Annotated in this window: 20 protein-coding genes; 14 read left to right on the top strand and 6 right to left on the bottom strand. The window is 43.0% G+C overall.

Translation table 11 applies throughout. The annotated features are described in order from the left end of the window. Nucleotides 1–728: 728 nt before the first annotated feature. Both CYLST_RS14880 and nagZ read left to right on the top strand, forming a co-directional pair. Nucleotides 729–1,955, top strand: coding sequence for a septal ring lytic transglycosylase RlpA family protein (locus CYLST_RS14880; protein ID WP_015208548.1), 1,227 nt, complete (start codon nt 729–731; stop codon nt 1,953–1,955). A gap of 86 nt (nt 1,956–2,041) precedes the next feature. Continuing rightward, on the top strand, nt 2,042–3,130 hold the full coding sequence (gene nagZ, locus CYLST_RS14875; RefSeq protein WP_015208547.1) for a beta-N-acetylhexosaminidase: 1,089 nt from the start codon (nt 2,042–2,044) through the stop codon (nt 3,128–3,130). Between the two features lie 75 nt (nt 3,131–3,205). On the opposite strand, the gene CYLST_RS14870 is transcribed toward nagZ, so the two are convergent. Together CYLST_RS14870 and mutL are read right to left on the bottom strand one after the other, a co-directional pair. Then, nucleotides 3,206–4,447, bottom strand: coding sequence for a zinc-ribbon domain-containing protein (locus CYLST_RS14870; protein ID WP_015208546.1), 1,242 nt, complete (start codon nt 4,445–4,447; stop codon nt 3,206–3,208). Nucleotides 4,448–4,788: 341 nt separating this feature from the next. Further along, the gene (gene mutL, locus CYLST_RS14865) at nt 4,789–6,486 is read right to left on the bottom strand and encodes a DNA mismatch repair endonuclease MutL (RefSeq protein ID WP_015208545.1); all 1,698 of its coding nucleotides are present in this window, start codon (nt 6,484–6,486) and stop codon (nt 4,789–4,791) included. 149 nt (nt 6,487–6,635) lie between these two features. Here mutL and CYLST_RS14860 point away from each other — a divergent pair, with 149 nt between their 5' ends. Continuing rightward, complete coding sequence (locus CYLST_RS14860; RefSeq protein WP_015208544.1) at nt 6,636–6,971, top strand: rhodanese-like domain-containing protein; 336 nt, start codon at nt 6,636–6,638, stop codon at nt 6,969–6,971. A gap of 81 nt (nt 6,972–7,052) precedes the next feature. Here the strand turns inward: CYLST_RS14860 and CYLST_RS14855 are convergent, their stop codons facing one another. Then, a complete protein-coding gene (locus CYLST_RS14855) occupies nt 7,053–8,096 on the bottom strand; it encodes an adenosine deaminase (protein ID WP_015208543.1) in 1,044 nt (347 codons plus the stop codon). A gap of 421 nt (nt 8,097–8,517) precedes the next feature. On the opposite strand from CYLST_RS14855, the gene CYLST_RS14850 reads away from it, so the two are divergent. From CYLST_RS14850 to CYLST_RS14825, 6 genes are all read left to right on the top strand, one after another. Then, complete coding sequence (locus CYLST_RS14850; RefSeq protein WP_015208542.1) at nt 8,518–9,861, top strand: adenylosuccinate synthase; 1,344 nt, start codon at nt 8,518–8,520, stop codon at nt 9,859–9,861. Between the two features lie 70 nt (nt 9,862–9,931). Then, entirely contained in the window at nt 9,932–10,231 is a 300-nt protein-coding gene (gene rplY / locus CYLST_RS14845) for a 50S ribosomal protein L25 (protein WP_015208541.1), read from the top strand. Nucleotides 10,232–10,397: 166 nt separating this feature from the next. Next, nucleotides 10,398–11,942: a bifunctional aminoglycoside phosphotransferase/ATP-binding protein gene (locus CYLST_RS14840; protein ID WP_015208540.1), complete on the top strand. Its 1,545-nt coding sequence runs from the start codon at nt 10,398–10,400 to the stop codon at nt 11,940–11,942. A gap of 103 nt (nt 11,943–12,045) precedes the next feature. Continuing rightward, the gene (locus tag CYLST_RS14835) at nt 12,046–12,555 is read left to right on the top strand and encodes a hypothetical protein (RefSeq protein ID WP_015208539.1); all 510 of its coding nucleotides are present in this window, start codon (nt 12,046–12,048) and stop codon (nt 12,553–12,555) included. Nucleotides 12,556–12,635: 80 nt separating this feature from the next. Next, nucleotides 12,636–13,427, top strand: coding sequence for a YdcF family protein (locus CYLST_RS14830; protein WP_015208538.1), 792 nt, complete (start codon nt 12,636–12,638; stop codon nt 13,425–13,427). Between the two features lie 115 nt (nt 13,428–13,542). Then, nucleotides 13,543–13,764, top strand: a complete 222-nt coding sequence (locus CYLST_RS14825) for a hypothetical protein (protein ID WP_015208537.1) — start codon at nt 13,543–13,545, stop codon at nt 13,762–13,764. A gap of 1 nt (nt 13,765) precedes the next feature. Here the strand turns inward: CYLST_RS14825 and CYLST_RS14820 are convergent, their stop codons facing one another. Then, on the bottom strand, nt 13,766–14,038 hold the full coding sequence (locus CYLST_RS14820; protein ID WP_041233114.1) for a ferredoxin-thioredoxin reductase variable chain: 273 nt from the start codon (nt 14,036–14,038) through the stop codon (nt 13,766–13,768). 338 nt (nt 14,039–14,376) lie between these two features. Beyond that, on the bottom strand, nt 14,377–16,320 hold the full coding sequence (locus tag CYLST_RS14815; protein WP_015208535.1) for a 4-Cys prefix domain-containing protein: 1,944 nt from the start codon (nt 16,318–16,320) through the stop codon (nt 14,377–14,379). A 321-nt stretch (nt 16,321–16,641) separates the two neighbouring features. Between CYLST_RS14815 and CYLST_RS14810 the strand changes: the two genes are divergently transcribed. Both CYLST_RS14810 and CYLST_RS14805 read left to right on the top strand, forming a co-directional pair. Continuing rightward, nucleotides 16,642–17,073 (top strand): NfeD family protein, encoded by a 432-nt coding sequence (locus CYLST_RS14810; protein ID WP_015208534.1) that lies wholly within the window; start codon nt 16,642–16,644, stop codon nt 17,071–17,073. A gap of 250 nt (nt 17,074–17,323) precedes the next feature. Then, entirely contained in the window at nt 17,324–18,322 is a 999-nt protein-coding gene (locus CYLST_RS14805; protein WP_015208533.1) for an SPFH domain-containing protein, read from the top strand. Nucleotides 18,323–18,689: 367 nt separating this feature from the next. Here CYLST_RS14805 and CYLST_RS14800 read toward each other — a convergent pair whose 3' ends face one another. Beyond that, on the bottom strand, nt 18,690–19,094 hold the full coding sequence (locus tag CYLST_RS14800; RefSeq protein WP_015208532.1) for a Fur family transcriptional regulator: 405 nt from the start codon (nt 19,092–19,094) through the stop codon (nt 18,690–18,692). 144 nt (nt 19,095–19,238) lie between these two features. Here CYLST_RS14800 and purS point away from each other — a divergent pair, with 144 nt between their 5' ends. The 3 genes from purS (at nt 19,239) to CYLST_RS35940 (ending at nt 21,568) form a co-directional block, all read left to right on the top strand. After that, nucleotides 19,239–19,517 (top strand): phosphoribosylformylglycinamidine synthase subunit PurS, encoded by a 279-nt coding sequence (gene purS, locus CYLST_RS14795; protein ID WP_015208530.1) that lies wholly within the window; start codon nt 19,239–19,241, stop codon nt 19,515–19,517. Nucleotides 19,518–19,597: 80 nt separating this feature from the next. Then, the gene (gene purQ, locus CYLST_RS14790; protein ID WP_015208529.1) at nt 19,598–20,272 is read left to right on the top strand and encodes a phosphoribosylformylglycinamidine synthase subunit PurQ; all 675 of its coding nucleotides are present in this window, start codon (nt 19,598–19,600) and stop codon (nt 20,270–20,272) included. A gap of 162 nt (nt 20,273–20,434) precedes the next feature. Further along, a complete protein-coding gene (locus CYLST_RS35940) occupies nt 20,435–21,568 on the top strand; it encodes a hypothetical protein (protein ID WP_245587388.1) in 1,134 nt (377 codons plus the stop codon). Nucleotides 21,569–21,820: the final 252 nt, after the last annotated feature.

Here is a 21,820-nt window from a genome sequence, read left to right as displayed (position 1 = left end):
TTCAACTTACTGCCCTTAAATATTTCTTTATCGTTTTGTCGTTCTCATTATACGTTGCAATCCGTTACATTTGGCAGTGATTGTGCATTCGCTTTTAGTGGGCGCTTTGCGCCATTGCTTCTGTAACTATTGCGAATACTGACTACTAACCTAGCCTGGTCTAGTCTTCAGCAATTGCTTCAGCTATGCAGGCCTACACGCTACATTGTGGGGCTGGTTTTGGATTTAGCTAAGAAACTGCTACACAAAGATATTTTATTAGTCAGCAACGGCGACAGCAAAGTACCAGCATATTGTTGTGTTTAATTTTCTAGGAAATGCCTACAGCGTCGGTAAAAATTGACATTTCATTTCCAGCAGATTTCGCAACAGCAAATCCAGAATTATTTTTGTAACATTTAAAGCAAGTTATTCTTGTTTTTACGTGCTAACACAGTTAAGTGTGTATCACTTGTGTATTTAAGACCAATCTAGAGCAAGATATAAAAAAAATAAATTTAAACCTTAGTAATCATTAATAACTACCACTGAAGATTTATTTACTTATTTATTCATAACAAGATATGATGATCCCTGCTGGGTTATGCAGCATTTACCCCCAAATCTCATAGTGATTTTCTTTATCACATAGAAAATCATTCAGATTTTCTTTTTAGATAAACCTTCTTTACCAAGACTGGAATCACATTTCTTTAGAAGTGTGCGCTTACCATAAAATTAACCGGATTATGCTATTGATTGGACTTCTTTGGATTACATCATGTATTGGTGCTATCTTGTCGTTTGGACAAAACTTACCAGCAAGCTTAACAACGAAAGTTTTGCTGACAAAAGGCTCATCCCATTTAGTTAAACTGGTAAATCAGCATCGTCCATTTTTTGTGCTGCCAAACCAGCAAATCAATCTTTGGCAAACGACGCTACTACCCGCCAAGTTTTTAAGAATCGATTGGGGCAGTGAGGGGTCACAAACAAACCCAGTAAACCAGCAAGATTCTGCTGTGACTACGGTAAAAGACAGTAAACAAAAATTTTGCTCTGCTGTGCCAGAAATTGTAGTTGAACAACCAAAATTCAAAACTGCCAGTAATTTGCTACAGCCGACGTTGATGCAATCCAGTTCTACTCACGAATATTTTTTCTCCAACAAAATTCTGCGATCGCTACAATCTTTCTTCCGCTTAGAAAATCCTGTTGAGCAAAATTATAGTTCTGCTTCCCTACCAGTAGCGGTTGTTAACCGAGATGAGCAGAACTATGAAGTGTGGGTAAATAACCGCAAAGTTGCGAATTTGCCTAACGAAATTGCTGCACAGTCGATGAAACAGCGCTTAACGCAACTGGTAAATTCGCCAAATTTAGATGCTACTCAATTAAGACCTGCCTTAGTTAACGGGATACCCGCCTTAATGCTGGGTCATCGCTTTTTGTTCGGCATTGATAAACAAATCTCTCGCCAAATCGAACGGAGTAGCGATCTGTTAGCAATTGAATGGGTGAATAATCTGCGTATCGCTTTAAATGTACCAGCCCTCACACTTTTGCAAGGGCAGATGGCAATGTATGGCTTGCGGCCTTCACAGACAAAACTCTCTGGTGCCGCTTCTTGGTATGGTGACTATTTTCATGGTCGCTTAACAGCAAACGGTGAGACATACAACCAAAATGAACTCACAGTGGCCCATCGTTCCCTACCTTTTAACACTTACTTGCAAGTGACGAATTTGCAAACAGGCAAAGCTGTAATTGTGCGCGTGAACGATCGCGGCCCCTACATTCCACTGAGAAGCATCGATTTGTCACGGGAAGCGGCTCGCTGTCTCGGTAGCGAAATTACTGGAGTCGTGCCCTATGAAGCGGTGATTTTGCAACCCAACGCCCCGAAAACAATCTTGGATTCTTCTATGCTGGCAAATAAACCAACTAAAGAACTGAGATTAATTTCAGACTTTTGAGTCATTTGTCATTACTCGTGGCTAATTGCATGAATCACCACTAGCAATTACTATTGCCATGAGTTGACAACCGTAGGTAAGACATTATGCCAGCATTGCAGCAGTTACAGCGCTTTGGGAACCACCTGATTCTCGGTATTTCTGGTACTACATTGAGTGATGACGATAAACGGGCCCTGAGTGAACTAAAGCCGATTGGGGTGATATTCTTCGCAAAGAACTTTTTGGATAGCACCCCATATCAGGTATGGCTGGAAAGCTTTAAGCAGTTAATCGACCAAATCCGCCAATATGCTGAACGTGACTCAATGTTCATCACTTTGGATCATGAAGGTGGAAGGGTGGTGCGGACACCGTTACCGATTACCCGCTTCCCTTATGCTTATTTGTTGGGAACTTACGCGCGTCAGGTAGCACAAGCCACGGCTGTAGAATTAAAGTCATTGGGTATCAATCTATCTTGGGCACCTGTAGCCGATATTTTTTCCCATCCCCAAAACCCGATCATTGGGCCTCGCGCCTTTGGTACGACTCCAGAAACCGCTGCTCAAGGTGCCCGTGAATACTTCCTTGGACTCCAGGAATCGAGCATTTTGGGATGCGCCAAGCACTTTCCTGGACATGGAGACACTAGCAAAGATTCTCACATTGAGTTACCAACACTCAATCTAACTTTAGAAGACTTGCGAAATCGGGAACTTATCCCCTTCAAAGCGCTAATTGAGGCGCAAGTACCTTTGATTATGACAGCGCATATCTTGTTTCCTAAAATAGATCCTGATGTGCCGGCGACACTCTCTCAGCCTATTTTGCATCATCTCCTCCGGGAGGAACTGGGGTTTGAAGGTGTGGTGGTATCTGACGATTTGGATATGAAAGCTGTTTCTGAGATGTTTATCCAACCTGGGACTGTGGCGCGGGCATTTCGTGCAGGTTGTGATTTATTTATAGTATCCCGCAATATCAATTCATCATCGATTGAGCGTACTTATCAGATAGCTGAAGATTTCGCTGATTCTCTCAAGTTAGGTAGCCTCGATGAATCGGTGGTGGAAGCAGCTAGGGAAAGAATTGAGAAATTACTGGCGGTAACTCCGCAGTATCCAGTGTATCAGCTTGACAAGGAGACTTTAGCGCGAAATGCTCAATTAGCGTTCGCCCTTGGCGCAGCGTAGCTGTTCGCTTGTTGTTTTCAAAGTAATTGAAGATTTTCAAGCAGAGGTACGTGGAGTTTTTGCTTCAAAATCGAGTTACAAATTACCCGAATCTTGAACGTGTCCACAATGCTTACAGTACAGCAACCCTTTGTATGTAAGTTCGTGACAGTTTTGGCATTCAATGTATTGATCATAACCGCAGTGCGGACAGTAGACATCATTTGGCTGAATCTTCTTGGCACACCTGATACAGCGTGATTTTTGCACTCTGCTAACTGCCTGGAGTTTAGCGTTAAAGACAATTTTTTGAAAAAATGTGATTATTCCAAAACCAACCAGGGGAATCAGCAAGATATAAATATAACTGACTAGGAAAAGCAACCCACCAAAAAGAGCGCTAATAATATCGAAGAAGAATTTAAATATTACGCCAATTTGCAGAAATTCAAAGATTTTAAGAATCAGCGGGATAAAAAAGATAACTAGCAAATGCCAGCTAATTAGCGCGATGAGTCCATATCTTTTTCTTTGAGCAAAGTTGTGAACTAATAAAGCGATAAATATCAGCGGTAGAAGAAAGATGGACTGAAAACCAAGTTGGATACTTGGATACCAAAATGATGCCGCCTTATAGCCTTTTTCGAGTTCTTTAAAGTTATTATCATCCTTAATAAAGCCTAAAAAGCCTACGCTCTCTGGTTTGGCAAGAAGTTGATTTTTTAAATTGGAAATTTCCTGTTTCAGGGTAGAAATTTGGCGGTTATTTTGTGCTAATTCCTGTTTAGCTTTTTCAGCACTGACTGCATTAATCGATTGTTCACGAGTCTGTCCAGCAATTTTTTCTAAGAGTGTCGAGTCATATTTGGCTTGAATATTGCGGTTGGTTTGTTCAAGGGTACTGATTTTGGTTTGTTTTTGGGCAATGGATTGGAATGTTTGCTGATTTTCAGGATTTATAATCTTATCTTTTGATTCGGCATATTTTAAGCATGTTTCAGAAACTTTACCCAGACGTCCTGCTGCGTTTTGTTGATAGTTTTGCTGAAGACTGGGTTGATATTCTCTTTGATATGGTGATGACAAATTGACAATTTCATAGTCTTTATCTTTAGTGGTACTTGTTTGGTAATTTTCCCACTCGGAATAACATGGATAAGCCTGAGTCGGGCTGATATGCCATCGGCTAATATCATCAAGTCCTGTAAAAACATTGATTAAGATAAAAATATCAATCAAAATAATGACAATCAAACTCACTTTATTTAGTGGTTCATTGTTGATTGTGTTTGACTTACTAAATAATAGACTCAAAAGTCGGCGGATTTTGGTAAACATCTTGTTCTTAGATATGTGGTAATTTAATCTGAATTGACTTTAAATCACTAGGTTCAGTTAACACAGAAAATAAACAAAAATTTGTCTAGCCAACTTCACAAAAACCTAGTTTAGCATAATTTTTTTAGAGGATGTCTGATTCGTATCAAAATTGATCGAGATCCCCCCAACCCACGCCACTTGCTTTAAGCCGGGAAACCCGTCCAACGCAGTGGCTCCCCTTTCCAAGGGGGGCAAAAACCTCTCAAAGTCCCCCTTGGCTAGGGGGATTTAGGGGGATATGCTACTGTTTGAGTTGTCACAAATAACTTTTCAGACATCCTCTTAGGAATATTAGTAATTCAAATTCCATGACTTTTACCAATTACCCAATTACGCCGGAAAAATCGGGCTAAAGCAGGTTCTTCTAATGATAAATAAATCGGGCGTCCGTGGGGACAGGTGCGGGGGTTGCGAGTGCGTTGCCAATCATCTAAAAGCTTCTGCATTGCTGGCAGTTGCATCGGTGTACCATTACGAATAGCGCTACGACAAGCAACAGCAACTTGGGCTGTTTGTAAGTCTCCTCCCCAACTGAGTTCTAAAATTGCTTCAGCACAATCTTCACGCTGCTGCAACATTGTAGGTAAGTTACGGACTGCCCAAAGTTGTTCGCCAAAGGTTTCAATATCTAAACCGATGCGTTGTAGTTGAGAAACTTGCGCTGGGGATAATTGATAAAGAATGATTGGCGGTTCAACGGGGACGAGTTGCCAATCATCACACAATTTCTCATATAAAACTCGCTCATGGGCAATGTGCTGTTCTACTAACCACATTCCCCCAGGATGCTCCGCCACAATATAGGTGTTGCTAACTTGAGCAACAGCTTTTAAATAATTCTGAGTATCGCTATTCGCATTTTGAGAATTAAAGTTGTAACTACCTTTTTCTTCTGCGGCTTTGAGTAATTTACTCACCCGTGTTGTGTGGACGGATTCTTTGATGTTGGCATCAGAAATGCGGAGTGCTTGGTTAATCGCTTGGGTAATTTGCTCTTGCCAATAACTGATTTCGTTGAGATAAATTTCGGTTTTTGCGGGGTTGCGGTTCCAGTTGATTTGGTCGGGGGAAATGGCAAGATGTAAAAAACAAACTGGATAGCGATCGCGTGGTAATGTTCTATGAAAAGCTGAAAGGATTGTCTGCTCTAGTTCTGGCGACTTTACCATCCGGCCGTTAATCGCTACCCGCACCCAATCTGGACGATGGCGATGGCAACGGTCTGGTAATCCTACAACCAAAGTCATTGCCGAACGTAGGGTCTCCCCGCCCTCCTCCTCCTCCTTCCTCTGCTTCCTCGAAGGATTTGGTAATTCTAATTTCACCTCTTGCAAGTCACCCTGACGCAACTGTGGTATGAGTTGCGGTAGCAGTTGTCTAACTGTGGTAGCGGGGCAAATGGTAAACCATTCCCGGTCATTTTGCCTGATTTGGTAGGTAACATGGGGATGACAAAGGGCGATTTGCTGAATTATTCCTTGCACAGCTTTGATTTGCTGTGCTGTGGTGGGTAAACCCTGACGCCGTGCCGGGCAATTAGCGAATAAGTTAGCAACTGTGACGACTGTACCAGGAGCAATGGCGGTTGCTTCTGCTTGCATGACTTCGCCATTATCGCCATAGACAACCCGCCAGCCACAGTTTCCATCTCCTGGACGACTCAAAATTTCTAAATCTGCCAGCATGGTTAAACTGTGCAACGCCTCGCCGCGAAACCCCAAACTGGTAATTTTCCACAAATCCGCACTAGAGTAAATTTTACTGGTGCTGTGAGATGCTGCCGCTTGTTGCAAATCATCGAGGTTCATTCCGCAACCGTTATCTGCTACAGAGACTCGCCACAGCTGCGGCCAGATTGAAACCACAATGCGCGTTGCACCAGCATCTAGGGAATTTTCTACCAATTCCCGCACCACAGAAGCTAAAGAGTCGATTACCTCTCCGGCTGTAATGAGATATACGACTTCTGTTGGTAAAGCTTGAATAGTAGATGCCATAAATTCTAGTGTAGGCGAGTAGCCAACCACTGAATAGGATAAGCAATTTTATTTACGCTTCAACAGAAATTTTGATTAATTGTAAAGAAAGCCGAATTACCACGGAATCTTTGATAGATTGCTTGTAAGGTTCTAAGCGAGTAATGCTTATGAGTAGTAGTTTGTTAGCTGATGTTCATGATCTCAAGTCTCGTCTAGAATGGGGACAACCAGCTTTTACAATTGTAGATGTGCGCGATCGCCACACTTACAACTACAGTCATATCACTGGCGCTATCCCCATTCCCTTAGATGACTTAGTATCCCGCGCCAAATCTGCTCTGCATACAGAACGCCAAATCTATATCTATGGCGAACATGATGCACATACAGCCCATGCAGCCCAAATTTTACGGGAATCTGGGTTTGCTGATGTATCGGAAATCCAAGGTGGTCTGACCGCCTGGAAAACAGTTGGTGGTGCCACAGAAGGTGTTGGCGCTTGAACTTACTTATTTCTCGATTAATATTTTTTGTTTTTGTGTACTGCACATCGTGCAGTACACATTTATCTAAAAGATGCAAAATTATTCTCTTATCGCCAAAGTTTTAGGAGGTTCCGGTTGTAGCAACCCGTTCAGCAAGGATGCGGGACGTTGGGCGTAGGGCCAAGCAAAAGCATGGCGGAAAGCTGCATCTTGACAAGCTTGTAACTGTTCAAAATTGATAATGTCGTAAGTTAAGAGATTTTCGTACTCAAAGGGCAAACGCATATTATGCAACCCAGCATTATCAGTACAAATGGCGATATCTACTCCGGCCTGAAAACAACTGTCAAAAACTGCCTTGAGTTGACGAATATCCTGCAAAGTCCCAGTTTTTAGGTAGGTAGTGGGGCAAACTTCCAAACATTGTCCACGTTTAGCTACATCCTTAAGTAACTCTGGATATAGCAGAGGAATTTGGATACCGTGACCAATCCGCATCAGATAGGGTAAGAGTTCTGGATAACAACCAGCCTTGGTTTCGTAAAGGTGTCCGGTGGTGTTAACGCCCAAAGAGCGGGCATATTCATAGAGGCTAACCCATTCTTGGAGGCGATCGCGATAATAGCTATCTCCCCCAGCCACATCCACTGCACAGACATATTTTTTGTTTTGTGCTGCCAAATCAACAATCGCCTTATTAACCTGATATGGTAGGCGCGTGTGCATACAGAGAATTTGGCTAGTAACGATTGGATATTCTGGCAAGTGGCTAGCTTTTCCCACAACCTCAACAATTTCTGCCATCTTGTCAATTCTCTCAGATTGACTCAGATGTTCAGGTGTTCGTAAATATGGGGTGTAGCGCAGTTCCAGATAAGCCAAATTTTCAAAGATATAAGCACCACGCAACAAGCGGTAGATAAAGTAAGGCAAAGTCTCTACAGTTTGCACACTTTCTACTAGGGTATGTAATTCCAGATACTCATCTAGGGTGTTGCGGGGACGGGTGTAAAACTCTTCAAATTCTGGATATTCAGCAAAGCGAGAAATTAATTCAGAGGAATGTCGCTCAAAATATCGCCACAAAACTCTGGGTACTACCGAACCGCCTAGATGCCTATGTAATTCAGCGTATAAAGCCATAGTGATTTTTTTAGATAAAAATTTTAATAATATTAACAAATACACAGAGAAAAACAATCTACACCTAAAGAGATATTCTATAAACCTCTTCCAGTTAAGGCATCAGCCATTATTAGTTGATTCAATCTATTTACCCGAAATAAGTACAAAATCATACTAAATTCCAGGAATATACGAGTTTTTACGATATTTTCAGAGTCACCGAATTTTAGACTTCGTCGTGAGCGCTCAGACATTCGACGATATGAGATTTTCCTCACGGATAAATCCGGGGGCAGAGAACAAAAAAAATATTTGGCTAGTTTTCATCATTTAGAGCGAAAGAAGAATTTACGAAAATGTTTTGCAATTGGCTTGACAAAAGTGACAAAATCTGTAGATAATGACTATTTGTGGAAACTTTACCTCTTAATATAAACTCTTGGCTAACGTCATTGTCATAGGTGCCCAATGGGGCGATGAAGGGAAAGGTAAAATAACTGACTTACTCAGCCGCTCCGCAGATGTTGTGGTACGTTACCAAGGGGGTGTGAATGCTGGACATACAATTGTAGTCAAAGGTCAGACCTTTAAACTGCACTTAATCCCTTCCGGTATTTTGTACCCCGATACCGAGTGCATTATCGGCTGTGGGACAGTCATCGATCCACAGATTTTGATAGAAGAACTCGACCAACTAAAAAAATTAAATATATCCACTGACAAACTGCTGATTTCGGAAACGGCTCACGTAACGATGCCTTACCATCGGTTGATTGACAAGGCATCAGAAGAGCGCCGGGGCAGCCATAAAATTGGGACAACGGGTAGAGGCATTGGCCCGACCTATGCTGATAAATCTGAACGTACAGGCATCAGGGTTTTAGACTTAATGGACCCCGATGGACTACGGGAGCAGTTGGAGTGGACGATTAATTATAAAAACGTCATTTTAGAGAAGCTGTACAACTTGCCGCCTCTAGATACCGAAGAGGTGATTGACCAGTATCTGGGATATGCAGAACGCTTGCGACCTTACGTGATCGACACTTCGCTGAAAATATACTCTGCGATTCAACTGCGGCGCAATATTTTATTTGAAGGCGCACAAGGTACACTCCTCGATCTAGATCACGGAACTTATCCTTATGTCACCTCCTCTAACCCCGTAGCTGGGGGGGCTTGCGTTGGCACCGGTCTAGGGCCGACAATGATTGACCGGGTGATTGGGGTGTCGAAAGCTTACACTACGCGAGTAGGAGAAGGGCCATTCCCGACTGAACTGGACGGGGAAGTGGGAGAATTATTGTGCGACCGCGGTGCGGAATTTGGCACAACCACTGGACGTAAGCGCCGTTGCGGCTGGTTTGATGCGGTCATTGGTCGCTATGCCGTCCGGATTAATGGCATGGATTGTATTGCGATTACTAAACTAGACGTTCTCGACGAATTAGAGGAAATCAAAGTTTGTATCGCTTATGAAATAGATGGCGAACGCTGCGATCACTTTCCCACCAGTGCGCGTCAGTTTGCCCGGTGTCGCCCCATCTACAAAACCCTACCAGGATGGCAGGTTTCTACAAGCGAGTGCCGCACCCTGGAAGACTTGCCACAGCAAGCCCTAGACTATCTCAAATTCTTAGCAGAATTGATGGCAGTCCCGATCGCGATCGTCTCCTTGGGAGCTAGCCGCGACCAAACCATAATTGTAGAAGACCCCATCCACGGGCCCAAACGTGCTTTGTTGCACCCCGACGGTACACCCGTTTCTTTGCTGAGTGCATAACTGATGTAGGGGCACAGCACTGCTGTGCCCCTACCAATTGACAACTGACAACTGACAACTAACAACTTATATGGCTCTTTCAATCGAATCTCAAAAGCGCCCTGAAGGTAGTAAGCCGAGAGCTTTGCGCCGTTCTGGGCTAATACCTGCTAATTTGTATGGTCATAGCGGTGCTGAATCAATTCATTTAGTAGTTGATGCCAAAAGCGTTGAGCGTCTGATTAAATCAGCTACTGTGAACAAGACAGAGATTGATCTCAACATTCCTGAGCTTGAGTGGCGCGGTAAAACCGTGATTCGAGAACTTCAGATACATCCGGCAAAGGGTACACCTTACCACGTGAGTTTCTTTGTCTTTCCTAAAGACTAATATCAACGGTAAATTTGTTTTTACTGCTACTTGAAATTTGTGATAATTGCTGATCAGACCAGGGTTTAAACCCTGGTTTTTTTGTTAAGCTATCAGCGGTCAGTATCTCATCTATATTTGATACGCAGATTATTGGCAGTGAAAAATCCGAAATTTTGGAAAAACTATGACAGAAGGGACTCTTCCAGCTTTAATTGAACAAATGTTGCAACCGGGATTTTATCCCCATGCAGTACAAGAACCGATTCAACTGATTCAAACCCACATTTCTTTTGTCTTACTGACTGGCGATTACGCCTATAAGCTGAAAAAGCCTGTGAATTTCGGTTTTTTGGACTTCTCAAGTTTAGAGAAGCGGCAACATTTTTGTCAGGAAGAGTTGCGGTTAAATCAGCGGGGAGCCGGAGAACTGTATTTGGAAGTTTTGACAGTGACTTTGGTGGGGGAGCAATATCATCTGGGGGGAACAGAGGAACCAGTAGAATATGTGCTGAAGATGCGCCAATTTCCCCAGGAAGCGCTGTTTAGTTCACTGTTTGACCAGGGTAAGTTAAATGAGACGCACCTAGAGGAGTTGGGAAGGGTGGTGGCTCAGTACCATGCTCAAGCTGAGACTAATGATTATATTCGCGGTTTTGGTGAAGTGCCGCGAGTGCGGGCGGCGTTTGATGAGAATTACGAACAGACTGAGAAGTATCTAGGTGGCCCCCAGACTCAGGGGCAGTTTACCCAAACAAAGCAATATACAGATAACTTTTTTGCTGAACGTCCAGAATTATTTGCTAGCCGAATTCAAAATAACTACATTCGCGAATGTCATGGGGACTTACATCTGAGAAATATTGCTTTATGGCATGACAAAATTCTCCTTTTCGATTGCATTGAGTTTAATGAGCCGTTTCGCTTTGTCGATGTTATGTACGATGTGGCGTTCACGGTGATGGATTTAGAAGCACGGCAGCGTCAAGATTTGGGCAATGCATTTTTGAATGCCTATGTAGAGCAAACTGGTGATTGGGAAGGTTTACAGGTGCTGCCTTTGTATTTAAGCCGTCAAGCTTATGTTCGGGCTAAGGTGACTTCTTTTTTGTTAGATGATCCTGGTGTGCCTGTGACGGTTAAAGAAGAGGCGGCAAATACAGCGGCTGGATATTATCGGCAGGCTTGGGAGTACACTAAACCAAAGCAAGGACAACTAATTTTAATGTCTGGGTTGTCGGGTTCTGGAAAGAGTACAACAGCAAGGTATTTAGCCCGGCAACTGGGAGCAATTCACCTCCGCTCTGATGCGGTGCGGAAACATTTGGGGGGAATTCCGCTTTGGCAACGGGGTGGCGATGATTTATATACACCTGAAATGACTGAAAAGACTTATAAACGGTTGTTGAATCTGGGAATTATCCTGGCAAATCAAGGGTGGAAGGTGATTTTAGATGCTAAGTATGATCGCCAGCATTTGCGGCAAGATGCGATCGCTCAAGCGGGACAACATCAACTACCCCTACAGATTATCCATTGCACGGCACCGCTAGAAGTTTTACAAGAGCGTCTTGTTAACCGTACTGGTGATATTGCTGATGCCACCGCTGATTTATTGGTGTCGCAACTAAAGCAAGCTGAACCTTTTACAGATAAAGAACAACCATACATTACAATTTTGGATACAACTCAACCACTACAGCCACAATTAAATAAAATAATTCGCCAATAGCCTTTTTAAATTTGATACCAAATGGGGATAGCAACTAGGTGAAATAGCCTAAGCATCAATATTCCCAATTCAAAATCCAAAACCCAAAATCCAAAATTGGTATATGGCACCAAAAAATAATCTCTTGGGCGATCTTCTATCCTCTTCGCCAAACTTCTTTTCTCAACTGCTATTTGGGTTGCTGTTAATCATTATCTCAACGAGGGCAGGGGCCTCAGTACCCCTGAGCCTATTTCTGGGCATCGTGGGCGGTTTTGCCTTGGGGTGGTTCACTACAGCAACTGAAAATAGCCCCCAACCGCCAACTATAGCCTCCTCTGATGGCATTGATGCGGGGCTGAAATACTGGTTAATTTTCATCGTCGGCTTTTCATTTTTGCGTTATCCCCCAGAAATGAGTATCTTGTTGGGGGCGATGGCTGGTTTAGGAGGAGGCTGGATGATTGCTTGGTGGAAAAGCAAGGAAGAAACTAGAACTCAGCTACCAGTTGAGACTTTAGAAGACACAGAAATCGAACAGGCGAATGAGAGGAAGCCCAGACAGCCAAAAAGAAAACCCATCCGGCGTTACCGTCGCACTTCTGGATTTAATTTCCGGTTTTGGGAAAGGTAATATTAGGGGTTGGTAACGGGTAATTGGGAAAAAGGAAAAAACTATTACCCATTACCCATTACCATTAGCCATTACCCAGTATGTTTTTATATCTCTCTAAATTACTACCACTATTTTTTTATCCGTTGGGACTAGCGAGTATAAGTTTGCTGGTGGCATTGGTAACTTTATGGAAACGTCCACGCACTGCGGCAATCGCGATCGCCTTTTCACTAACTTTATTACTTGTTTGTAGTAATGCTTGGGTGGCTAAATCTTTGGTGCGATCGCTAGAATGGCAAAATCTCCCTCCTGTTCCAATGCCGAATGCTGAAGCAATTGTGGTTTTAGGTGGTGCCACTAAGTCGGCTTTTCCCCCCAGGCCGACTGTGGATTTAAGTGAACAAGGCGATCGCGTTATTTATGCCGCTCAACTATATCGCCAAAAAAAAGCGCCGATAATTATTCTCAGTGGCGGTCGCATTGATTGGCGCGGTAGCGGTTCACCAGAGTCGGCAGATATGGCAAATGTACTGACTTCCCTTGGTATACCATCCGAGGCAATTGTCCAAGAGCCTAATTCTTTCAACACTTATGAAAATGCTGAGAATGTCCGCCAAATTCTAGAGTCTCGTGGCATTCGTCGGGTGCTGTTGGTGACTTCGGCCATGCACATGCCGCGATCTCTCAAGATTTTCCAGCGTCAAGGTGTTGATGTGATTGCTGCACCGACTGACTTTCTTGTAAGCCTTGGGGAAATGCAAGAAATTGGCAGCACTCCCAAAGCCGCGATACTAAATTTATTACCTGATACAGAAAACCTAGACCAATTTACTAGAGCGCTGAAAGAATACGTTGGTAGTTTTGTATATCGCTTGCGCGGTTGGCTATGACAAAGTGCCGAACTGCAAGTTTCAGGAGTTTTACTGCTAATCGCTATAATTTCAATAGTTACAGAGTTTTGATTTCTAAATTCCTCAGGACTGGCTACCCAGCGCTCTGAAAATTATGTCTAAAAATTTACCGTATATCATATTCACTCCTCAACCCGAAGTCGAGGAAACCTTTGCTACTCATCAAGCAACCCGACAGTTTTACCAAGAAGTTGAGACACGTTCAGAGTTTCAGCGTTATTGCGAGTGGTACCGGCTAACAGCAGCACAAAATCGTCGAGACTTAGAAAAAATGCGCGGCGAATTGAATATTTTCCAGTGGTTTCGCCGCCGATAAGTTAGATAATTTCTAATTCATTTTCACGCAAATGGGCTTTAAATTTTTTACTAAACTGAACTAATAACGGTAGGTTAGCGCTGACAGGTCGATCACGCCATTGGGTGACAATAGCAACGATTTCGCCTTCTGAACCTTTGAGATCAAAAGCCTGACCGCGATGCTCAGGATGATGGTAAACTACTACCGAATCTTTAACGCGGACGCGATCGCCAACTTTCATAACAACGTCTACACCTAGCTTTTGCTGTTCCACAACCATCTCCCCAGCCATCCCTAACTGAATTTGCTTTTTTCAAAATAGACTGCTGGCAACAGTCCCGCTTCATCTCTTAATCTGTATACAAACAAAGCCTGCCCATGCAGGCTTTGATGATAATTAGTCAGCGACCGATAAATCTGAGCGGTTGCTTTTACCAATCGGCAGTTGGTGGGAAAACACACCATTTTTGCCTCCTCCTCAATGCACTTGTCCACTCCCACGGGTGTCTCAGAAGCGCTTTTATCGAAGATAGGCAGGCTTATAAGCCAGTAAAAACCTGTTTTGACAGTAACTTCAATTCTACAACAAGATGGATATTCCTCATCCGGCGCTGAACTCAAAACCTTTTCTTACTCGCGCTGCGGACACAGTAACTGTAATTTTTGGGGATATTGCCGACACATCTGTTGGAAGGATTGCGGATTAAGTTGCCACCAAGCAAATAATCCCAGACTCGTACCCCCCACCAGCAACACCAACAATCCAACCAGTAGCACCAAAGACTTACCCAGAATTGGTTTCTTCACTGGACTGGGAGTTGGTTCTGCTGTGAAATCCAAATCTAGCAGCGCTTGCGAACTTTCTGCCAAGGCTGATTCGGCTACTAGTTCTAGTTCTAAATCTAGTTCTGGTTCTGGTTCTGCTTCTTGAATCTCTATAGACAGTTGCGATTGAGTAATTGGTACCAAATATTCTGAAGAGACACGGCAAAGAGTCAAAACCACGGTGGTGTTATCATGACCATTTTTCTCATTTGCGAAGTTAATCCAGTTGCGGGCAGCGTCTGCAACGGTCAGTTTCCCTGTTAACAAGGGAATAGCGTAATCTTGCCAGGACTGTTCAACCCAGTTATTGTCACTTAAACCATCAGAACATAGCAGCAAGATGCCATCTTCTTCCAAGATAAATCGCTTAATCAAAAAACGCAGTGATTCAGCCTCTTTTATCCCTAATGCTTGGGTAAGGGACGTCGCATCGGGTCTTTGAACTGCTTGGCAATAGAGACTCCGGGCCAAGCGGACTTCTCGCGTCACCACATCATCATCTACGGTGAGTAGCTGGCAATAGTTGCGAGTTATCCAGTAAGCACGACTATCTCCAATATTAGCTAAGTAAAGTTCATGGGCATTTTCTGAGAGCCACCCAGCGCTTGTTGGCACTCGTTGCGGCACCTGCACTGCCATCACCAGGGTTGTCGCCATGCGTTCTCTACCTTGGCGATTTTGCTCGTTATTGCGAGACCAAATCAGATTATTGACTACTCGCAAGCTAGCCTCTATTTGTTGCGGCAACAAGTCTGGTGAGACAAGTTCAGTTTGTTCTGCTACCTCTGCTAGTAAGGCACGCATTTGCAACTTTGCCGACTGTGCAGCCAGTTGACTGGCAACCTCACCGCCTTCGTGTCCGCCAATGCCATCGCAAACAATTGACAACCTCGACAGTAAGGGGTCATCTAGGTCACTAGAAGTGGGGTAGCAACTGTCTTCATTGTGCGTCAGTTCTGTCCCAGTATCTGTGTCTCCAGCCGCCTTCAGGGTTAAGGGTAATTCTGCTACTGATGAGAGTAATAAGGCATTAAGTTGAGTGGCAATGGCAGCTAAATCTACCTCAGCTTGGCACATCTGCTGGACTATGTTCTGTAAATCTTGGGCGACGGTGATGTTTGCCGACACTACCCAAGACTGCCAAGACTTACCCAAATCTGCCAAACTAGATTGTGCTGTTGTTTTGTGAAGTTCCAACAAGCGCACACACCAACCTTGGACACGTAAGTTGTCTGGTATGAGTAAACTTTGGGCAACTGCCAATTCTGAAAGAGGTTTCCAGAGTTGGAGAATTTGCCATAGCCAATATACTTGTCTGACGGCTGTTGCTTGCTCCCAGGCGTCGCTGATAGTCGGATAAATAAAGCCGCTCTCATCTATGGGCGCATTTTCTAACAAGAGAATATCTTCTGCATCTCCTGTTAAGGAACCAACAAATCCATAAGCTTGGGGGAGGTGCAAGCGCTCTTGATATAACCGTAGGTAAGGAGTAACGAATGGCGGTAATAGTTCTGGTACGAATGGCGGTAGTCCCGGTTGAGTATCTAACCAAATCTGCTGTGTTATAACCTCATACCTATCTGCTATCTTCGTGCCTGGTGAGATTTCGACGGACATTGGGGTACTAGCCCAGAGATAGCGGTGAATTAGGGGAGTTTGACAACTGGCGCAAAAGCGATCGCCTACGGGATTAATCGGCTGATTACAGTCTGGATTTAGACAATAAATTATCCGCTGAGTAGAAATCATCAAGGTATAAATTAAATGAATAAATTAACTCGTGAAGTTCGATTAAATTTAGCGGTCGTTGGGTCGAGGGCTAGAATACACTGGATTTGTGTACCTCAAGCTACACCATGCTACTCAATTTAATCAAAATTTGATTGCTAAAAATACTAGGTTTTGCTGACCGTAAATTGTTAGTAACTGGGTGTATTTAATCTCAGAAATGTGTGTAGATAAGCTGTTCCAAGTTAATTTACATACAGTCGACGGCTAGAATAATAGCCAGTACTGGGTTTTCGCATTTTGAATTTTAAATTGTTTAAATGTAGTGTCTAGGATGGCGCTATGCCAAGTTTTACTTTAATCTGGCTGTTGGCAGGAGCGGTTCTGTGTTTAGTGGAACTCTTTTTACCATCAGCTTTTGTGGCTTTCATGATGGGAATTAGCGCTTTAGTCGTAGCTGTGCTGTCCCAATTAGGTTTGGGAATATGGCTGCAAGTTGTGGTTTGGCTATTGCTTTCCATCTCGCTGGTTTTGCTAACAAGGCGGTTTTTGCAACCGCGACGACGTAAGTCGAAAATTCAGGATGCAGTTATTGGAGAAACTTTAACAGCAATTCCCGCTGGGCAAACCGGAAGGGTGCTATACGAGGGAAATTCTTGGCGGGCAAAATGTGATGATGACAAACTCAGCGTAGCACCCCAGCAAACAGTTTATGTAGTTAGAAGAGAAGGCACCACGTTGATTGTGATGCCAGAAAATGTGCTGCATTCTTAGTCAATCGTGAGCCAGCGAGGTCTTGGGGGTTTCCACGCCACATGCTTCTCCCAAGGGGAGACGCTGCGCGAACAAGTCGGCGGAGCCGACGGCAGTCGCTTTATGCCGGGGAACCCGTCCACCGCGCTGCCTCCCCAACGCAGTGGCTCCCCATGAGCGACTGGTGTTCGCCTTCAGGCGTGCCGGAGGCATCACCCGTAAGGGTAATTAGTCAATTGAAACCTATTTATCAAAAATTAGGAGACTTACAATGGAACAGTTCTTTTTGCTAGTCTTTTTGGCTTTTGGTGGTTCTGCTGTTGCGGGATCTGTGAGAGTTATTAATCAAGGTAATGAAGCTTTGGTCGAAAGATTGGGTAGCTATAACAAAAAAATGCAACCAGGGCTAAATTTTGTGATTCCTTTTTTTGATAAAGTCGTCTACCGAGAAACTATCCGGGAAAAAGTTTTAGATATTCCTCCCCAAAAGTGCATCACCCGCGACAACGTTGGTATTGAGGTGGATGCGGTGGTTTACTGGCGGATTGTGGATATGGAAAAAGCCTGGTATAAGGTAGAAAATCTCCAGTCGGCGATGGTGAACTTGGTGCTGACCCAAATTCGCTCGGAAATGGGACAACTGGAGTTAGATCAAACCTTTACTGCCCGTTCTCAAATCAATGAACTTTTGTTACAAGATTTGGACGTTTCAACTGATCCTTGGGGTGTGAAGGTGACGCGGGTAGAACTGCGAGATATTATCCCTTCTCAAGCGGTGCGGGAAGCAATGGAAATGCAAATGTCGGCGGAACGGCGCAAACGGGCATCAATTTTGACTTCAGAAGGCGATCGCGAATCTGCTGTTAATAGCGCTAGAGGTAAAGCTGATGCCCAAATTCTCGATGCAGAAGCCCGGCAAAAATCGGTAATTTTGCAGGCTGAAGCTGAACAAAAGGCGATCGTTCTCAAAGCACAGGCTGAACGCCAGCAACAGGTTCTCAGGGCACAAGCTATAGCTGAGTCGGCAGAAATTATTGCCCAAAAAATCAAAACCAACCCTGACACTAACAAAGCCATAGAAGTTCTGTTTGCTTTGGGTTATCTGGATATGGGTGCAACCATTGGTAAAAGTGATAGCAGCAAGGTCATTTTTATAGACCCCCGGACTATTCCCGCTGCCTTAGAGGGTATACGTTCCGTTGTCTCAGATTATCAGGCTGATTCTCTGCTCAATGGTGAAATTCCTGGAAAAAACAACCGTATTAGTTGAGAAATGGGCAGACGAATCAATTCAAAATTCTTTAATGGAACGCGGAAGTCCCCACCTTCAATGTACTCATAAGGTGGGGATTGTGAGCGGGGGATGAGGATTGCATCTGGAATTGATTTTTTGCACAGCAAAAACAAATATCAGATGGATGACGAATCCCCAGGTTTTCTGGTAAGATATCCATCTCTTGACCACCAATGCCGTAAGCGAAAACCAAGCTGATAGGTAAGTGTCGCAAGTAAAAGGTTTAGGTCTTGGGAACCAGGACTTCTGCCCTTGGAGGGAATGTTAGACCAATAGAACTACGGAGTCCTTGAGGCTATTCCCGATGAATTGGGAAGCTCTGTCCGTCTTACGGCAGAGTAGTTCACTGACTCAGTTCAGCAGCTTGATTTACCTGACATTGGTTACACAAACCAAAAAACTCTAGAGTGTGATAAAAAACTTTAAATTTGTGGGTGTTCTGCAACTGCTCTTCTAGATCATGAACGGGGCATTGATTAATTGGGATTGAGACACCGCATTGCAGGCAAGTTAGGTGGTGTTTGTCTTGCTGCGATAGGCTGTAGAGGGCTTCACCGTTGGCCAAAGTCCGCACTTGCACCAGTCCTTCGAGTTTTAGGACTTCCAGTGAGCGGTAAACTGTTGCTAAACCTATACTCTGACTGCGGTTACGTAATTCTACGTAAATATCTTGGGCGGAAATGCCTTGCTTAACGGTTTTCAGCAGGTTTAAAATACGCTCTTGACTGCGGGTGCGGATGGCTCTCATAGACAATGGTGTTAATTTGCCTCTGTAGTTGAAGCTGTTATACTAGCTAATTGATAAACTAACTGTAACTGCTCTGTGAGGTTATTTTCACTCAGTTGGAGCAGAAAGTTATAGTATAGCGATCGCAGCATTCAGCAAAAGCCTGTGCAAAGGAAGTATCTAGCTAAAATTTTCGTGACGCTTCGTCCTTCAGTCTTAGACCCTGCTGGTGTGGCTGTACAATCTGGCCTCAAGCAACTGGGATACGACAACGTTGAACAAGTGCGGATCGGCAAGTACATTGAAATCACCATCATCTCGCCTGATGAGCCGAAAGCGCGTCAAAACCTTGATCGCATCTGTGATCAAATGTTAGCAAATCCGGTGATTGAAAATTATCGCTTTGAGTTGATTGAGGTGGAATCACAGACGGGAGTCATTTGATCTGGGGAGATAGGGAGACGACAAATTCCCTATCTCCCCTATCTCCTAATGACTAATAACCAATGACTAATGACTAAAGTATGAAATTTGGGGTTTTGGTTTTTCCGGGTTCTAATTGCGATCGCGATGTGGCTTATGTCACTAGAGATTTGCTGGGACAGCCGACGCGCATGGTTTGGCATCAAGAGACGGATATTCACGATTTGGATGTGGTAATCGTGCCTGGTGGTTTTAGTTATGGGGATTATCTGCGCTGCGGTGCGATCGCCCGGTTGTCACCTGTGATGCAGCAGGTTGTCGAACACGCCCAAAAGGGTAAGTTTGTCCTCGGTATTTGCAATGGTTTTCAGGTATTAACTGAAGCTGGTTTATTACCTGGAGTATTAACCAGAAATCAGGATTTGCATTTTATTTGCGATCGCACTCCCTTAAAAGTTGAGCGGAATAATTTACCTTGGACTCAAGGTTATGCTGAAGGGGAAATTATCACCTTACCCATTGCTCACGGAGAGGGGCGATTCTACGCTGATAAGGCAACTTTATCAGAAATTGAAGATAACGGACAAGTTTTGTTCCGCTATCAAGGGGACAACCCCAACGGTTCGCTGAACAATATCGCCGGGATTTGTAATCTTCAAGGTAACGTATTGGGGATGATGCCGCACCCAGAAAGGGCTTCAGATTCCTCCCTGGGTAGTAGTGATGGGTTAAGGTTGTTTCAAGGCTTATTAGAGAAAGTAGCGGCCTTGGCGTAGAGCAAATATAGGGCGTGAAAATTTAAAAAGCGCCCTTTTCTAAAAATTTTCCGGTGCTAGATCCAGCAAATAATTATTCAACTTAAAAACCAATACTTAAACCAATGATTTATACTAAGTAGCTATAACAAACCATGTTGATACTACTTAGGAGTTAACCAGGTGAATAGTATAACCGACGGACAAGATTTAGTATATGTAGATTATACTGATTTATTAGCGAAAATTTTATTAGTTTTACAGAAACCAAATCAGGAAATAGTTAAAACTTCTGATGATAACAAACGGTTACGAATCAATATTGATCAGGTAGCTAATGAAGTTGCCGATTTGCAAGTAGAGAATCCCTTGGGTTCATCTGCAAACAGCGTGCGTTCTGCAACTATAAATATTAGTCCAGGTTCTGACAAAAAGTTTCAGACTCAAATTCGCACTATTAGAGATTGTGTCAAAAAATTATTAGAATCATCATTAGGAAATAGTGAATCAATAGAGGAATTTGTTAGCAAACTAATTACAGATTTACAGAATTTTAAAGGTACAACACCTAAATTAGACTTTACCTATCCTTTTCTTTCTTATAAAAATCTGCAAAAGCAACGGTTAACATTTAATAAAAAAAATCCTGAAAACAGAGAACTGCTAAAAGTTCATAAACTAACTATTTCCGTGCAGAAGACACATGATTTTGATGCAGAATTACGAAAAGGTTTAGAAAATTATATTCGTGTAAAATTTGCAGGTACAAATTCTGAAGAAAGACAAGACTTAGAATACATTCTTGAAGACTTAGAGAAAGATAAAAATTCTGACCTTTTCCGTTTGCGAGATGTTGTCAACAAGCAAACATTAGGGAAACTAAAAAAACAAGCACAGATCAATTATTTAGAATTTCTGCTAGAAAATATTAACACCAATACTAGCAAGCTGAATGCGGCAGGTGCTATATATTTACAAGATTTAATTAGAAGACTAAAACTGATAGAAGAATACATCAACAATATCAACAAAGCTGATGGTGATTACCTCGTAAACTATGCAGGTGCTTCAGTTAATTACAAAGATGCTTTTTCTCGTGGTGAAGCATTTAATATGCTACCAATTATTCCCATAGTAGAGGGGTCTTTGGGAGAAACAAAAGATGAAAATCTGGGAGAAATTCAATTTGTATTTGGACTGAAATTGAAGTTTGATGGTAAAGTTCATACTGACGGTGGTAAAAGCGTTTTTGATTCTCGTCTAAATATCCTTAACCCAGATAGTAAAGAACACAAAGATGCACTTGCAGATCCTTAACAACGAGAATTATTTGCAGCAAAGGTTTTAAAAATAGCGTTTTTATACTACTTTTTATTTGCGTCTTCTCTCAATCCTAAAAATGATAATTACGAGCCAAACGATGAATTAAAATATGATCCTGTAGAAGCTTTTGATAAAAAAGTAATTAAGAAACTACAAGGTTCTGACGAAATAGCAAAAGACCAACTTCTTCGGAGTATTTATAAATATTTACAAGAATTTAATATTCAGTTTAAAATCAATCGTCTC

Origin of the sequence: Cylindrospermum stagnale PCC 7417 (genome assembly GCF_000317535.1) — a bacterium.
GTDB lineage: Bacteria > Cyanobacteriota > Cyanobacteriia > Cyanobacteriales > Nostocaceae > Cylindrospermum > Cylindrospermum stagnale.
Note: the sequence above shows the minus strand (reverse complement) of the source record. Positions and strands in the feature narration are given on the sequence as shown.

Coding starts and splice junctions, on each gene's coding strand:
- CYLST_RS14880 (WP_015208548.1), top strand. CDS start 729: ATGCTATTGATTGGACTTCTTTGGATTACATCATGTATTGGTGCTATC.
- nagZ (WP_015208547.1), top strand. CDS start 2,042: ATGCCAGCATTGCAGCAGTTACAGCGCTTTGGGAACCACCTGATTCTC.
- CYLST_RS14870 (WP_015208546.1), bottom strand. CDS start 4,447: ATGTTTACCAAAATCCGCCGACTTTTGAGTCTATTATTTAGTAAGTCA.
- mutL (WP_015208545.1), bottom strand. CDS start 6,486: ATGGCATCTACTATTCAAGCTTTACCAACAGAAGTCGTATATCTCATT.
- CYLST_RS14860 (WP_015208544.1), top strand. CDS start 6,636: ATGAGTAGTAGTTTGTTAGCTGATGTTCATGATCTCAAGTCTCGTCTA.
- CYLST_RS14855 (WP_015208543.1), bottom strand. CDS start 8,096: ATGGCTTTATACGCTGAATTACATAGGCATCTAGGCGGTTCGGTAGTA.
- rplY (WP_015208541.1), top strand. CDS start 9,932: ATGGCTCTTTCAATCGAATCTCAAAAGCGCCCTGAAGGTAGTAAGCCG.
- CYLST_RS14840 (WP_015208540.1), top strand. CDS start 10,398: ATGACAGAAGGGACTCTTCCAGCTTTAATTGAACAAATGTTGCAACCG.
- CYLST_RS14835 (WP_015208539.1), top strand. CDS start 12,046: ATGGCACCAAAAAATAATCTCTTGGGCGATCTTCTATCCTCTTCGCCA.
- CYLST_RS14830 (WP_015208538.1), top strand. CDS start 12,636: ATGTTTTTATATCTCTCTAAATTACTACCACTATTTTTTTATCCGTTG.
- CYLST_RS14825 (WP_015208537.1), top strand. CDS start 13,543: ATGTCTAAAAATTTACCGTATATCATATTCACTCCTCAACCCGAAGTC.
- CYLST_RS14820 (WP_041233114.1), bottom strand. CDS start 14,038: ATGGCTGGGGAGATGGTTGTGGAACAGCAAAAGCTAGGTGTAGACGTT.
- CYLST_RS14815 (WP_015208535.1), bottom strand. CDS start 16,320: ATGATTTCTACTCAGCGGATAATTTATTGTCTAAATCCAGACTGTAAT.
- CYLST_RS14810 (WP_015208534.1), top strand. CDS start 16,642: ATGCCAAGTTTTACTTTAATCTGGCTGTTGGCAGGAGCGGTTCTGTGT.
- CYLST_RS14805 (WP_015208533.1), top strand. CDS start 17,324: ATGGAACAGTTCTTTTTGCTAGTCTTTTTGGCTTTTGGTGGTTCTGCT.
- CYLST_RS14800 (WP_015208532.1), bottom strand. CDS start 19,094: ATGAGAGCCATCCGCACCCGCAGTCAAGAGCGTATTTTAAACCTGCTG.
- purQ (WP_015208529.1), top strand. CDS start 19,598: ATGAAATTTGGGGTTTTGGTTTTTCCGGGTTCTAATTGCGATCGCGAT.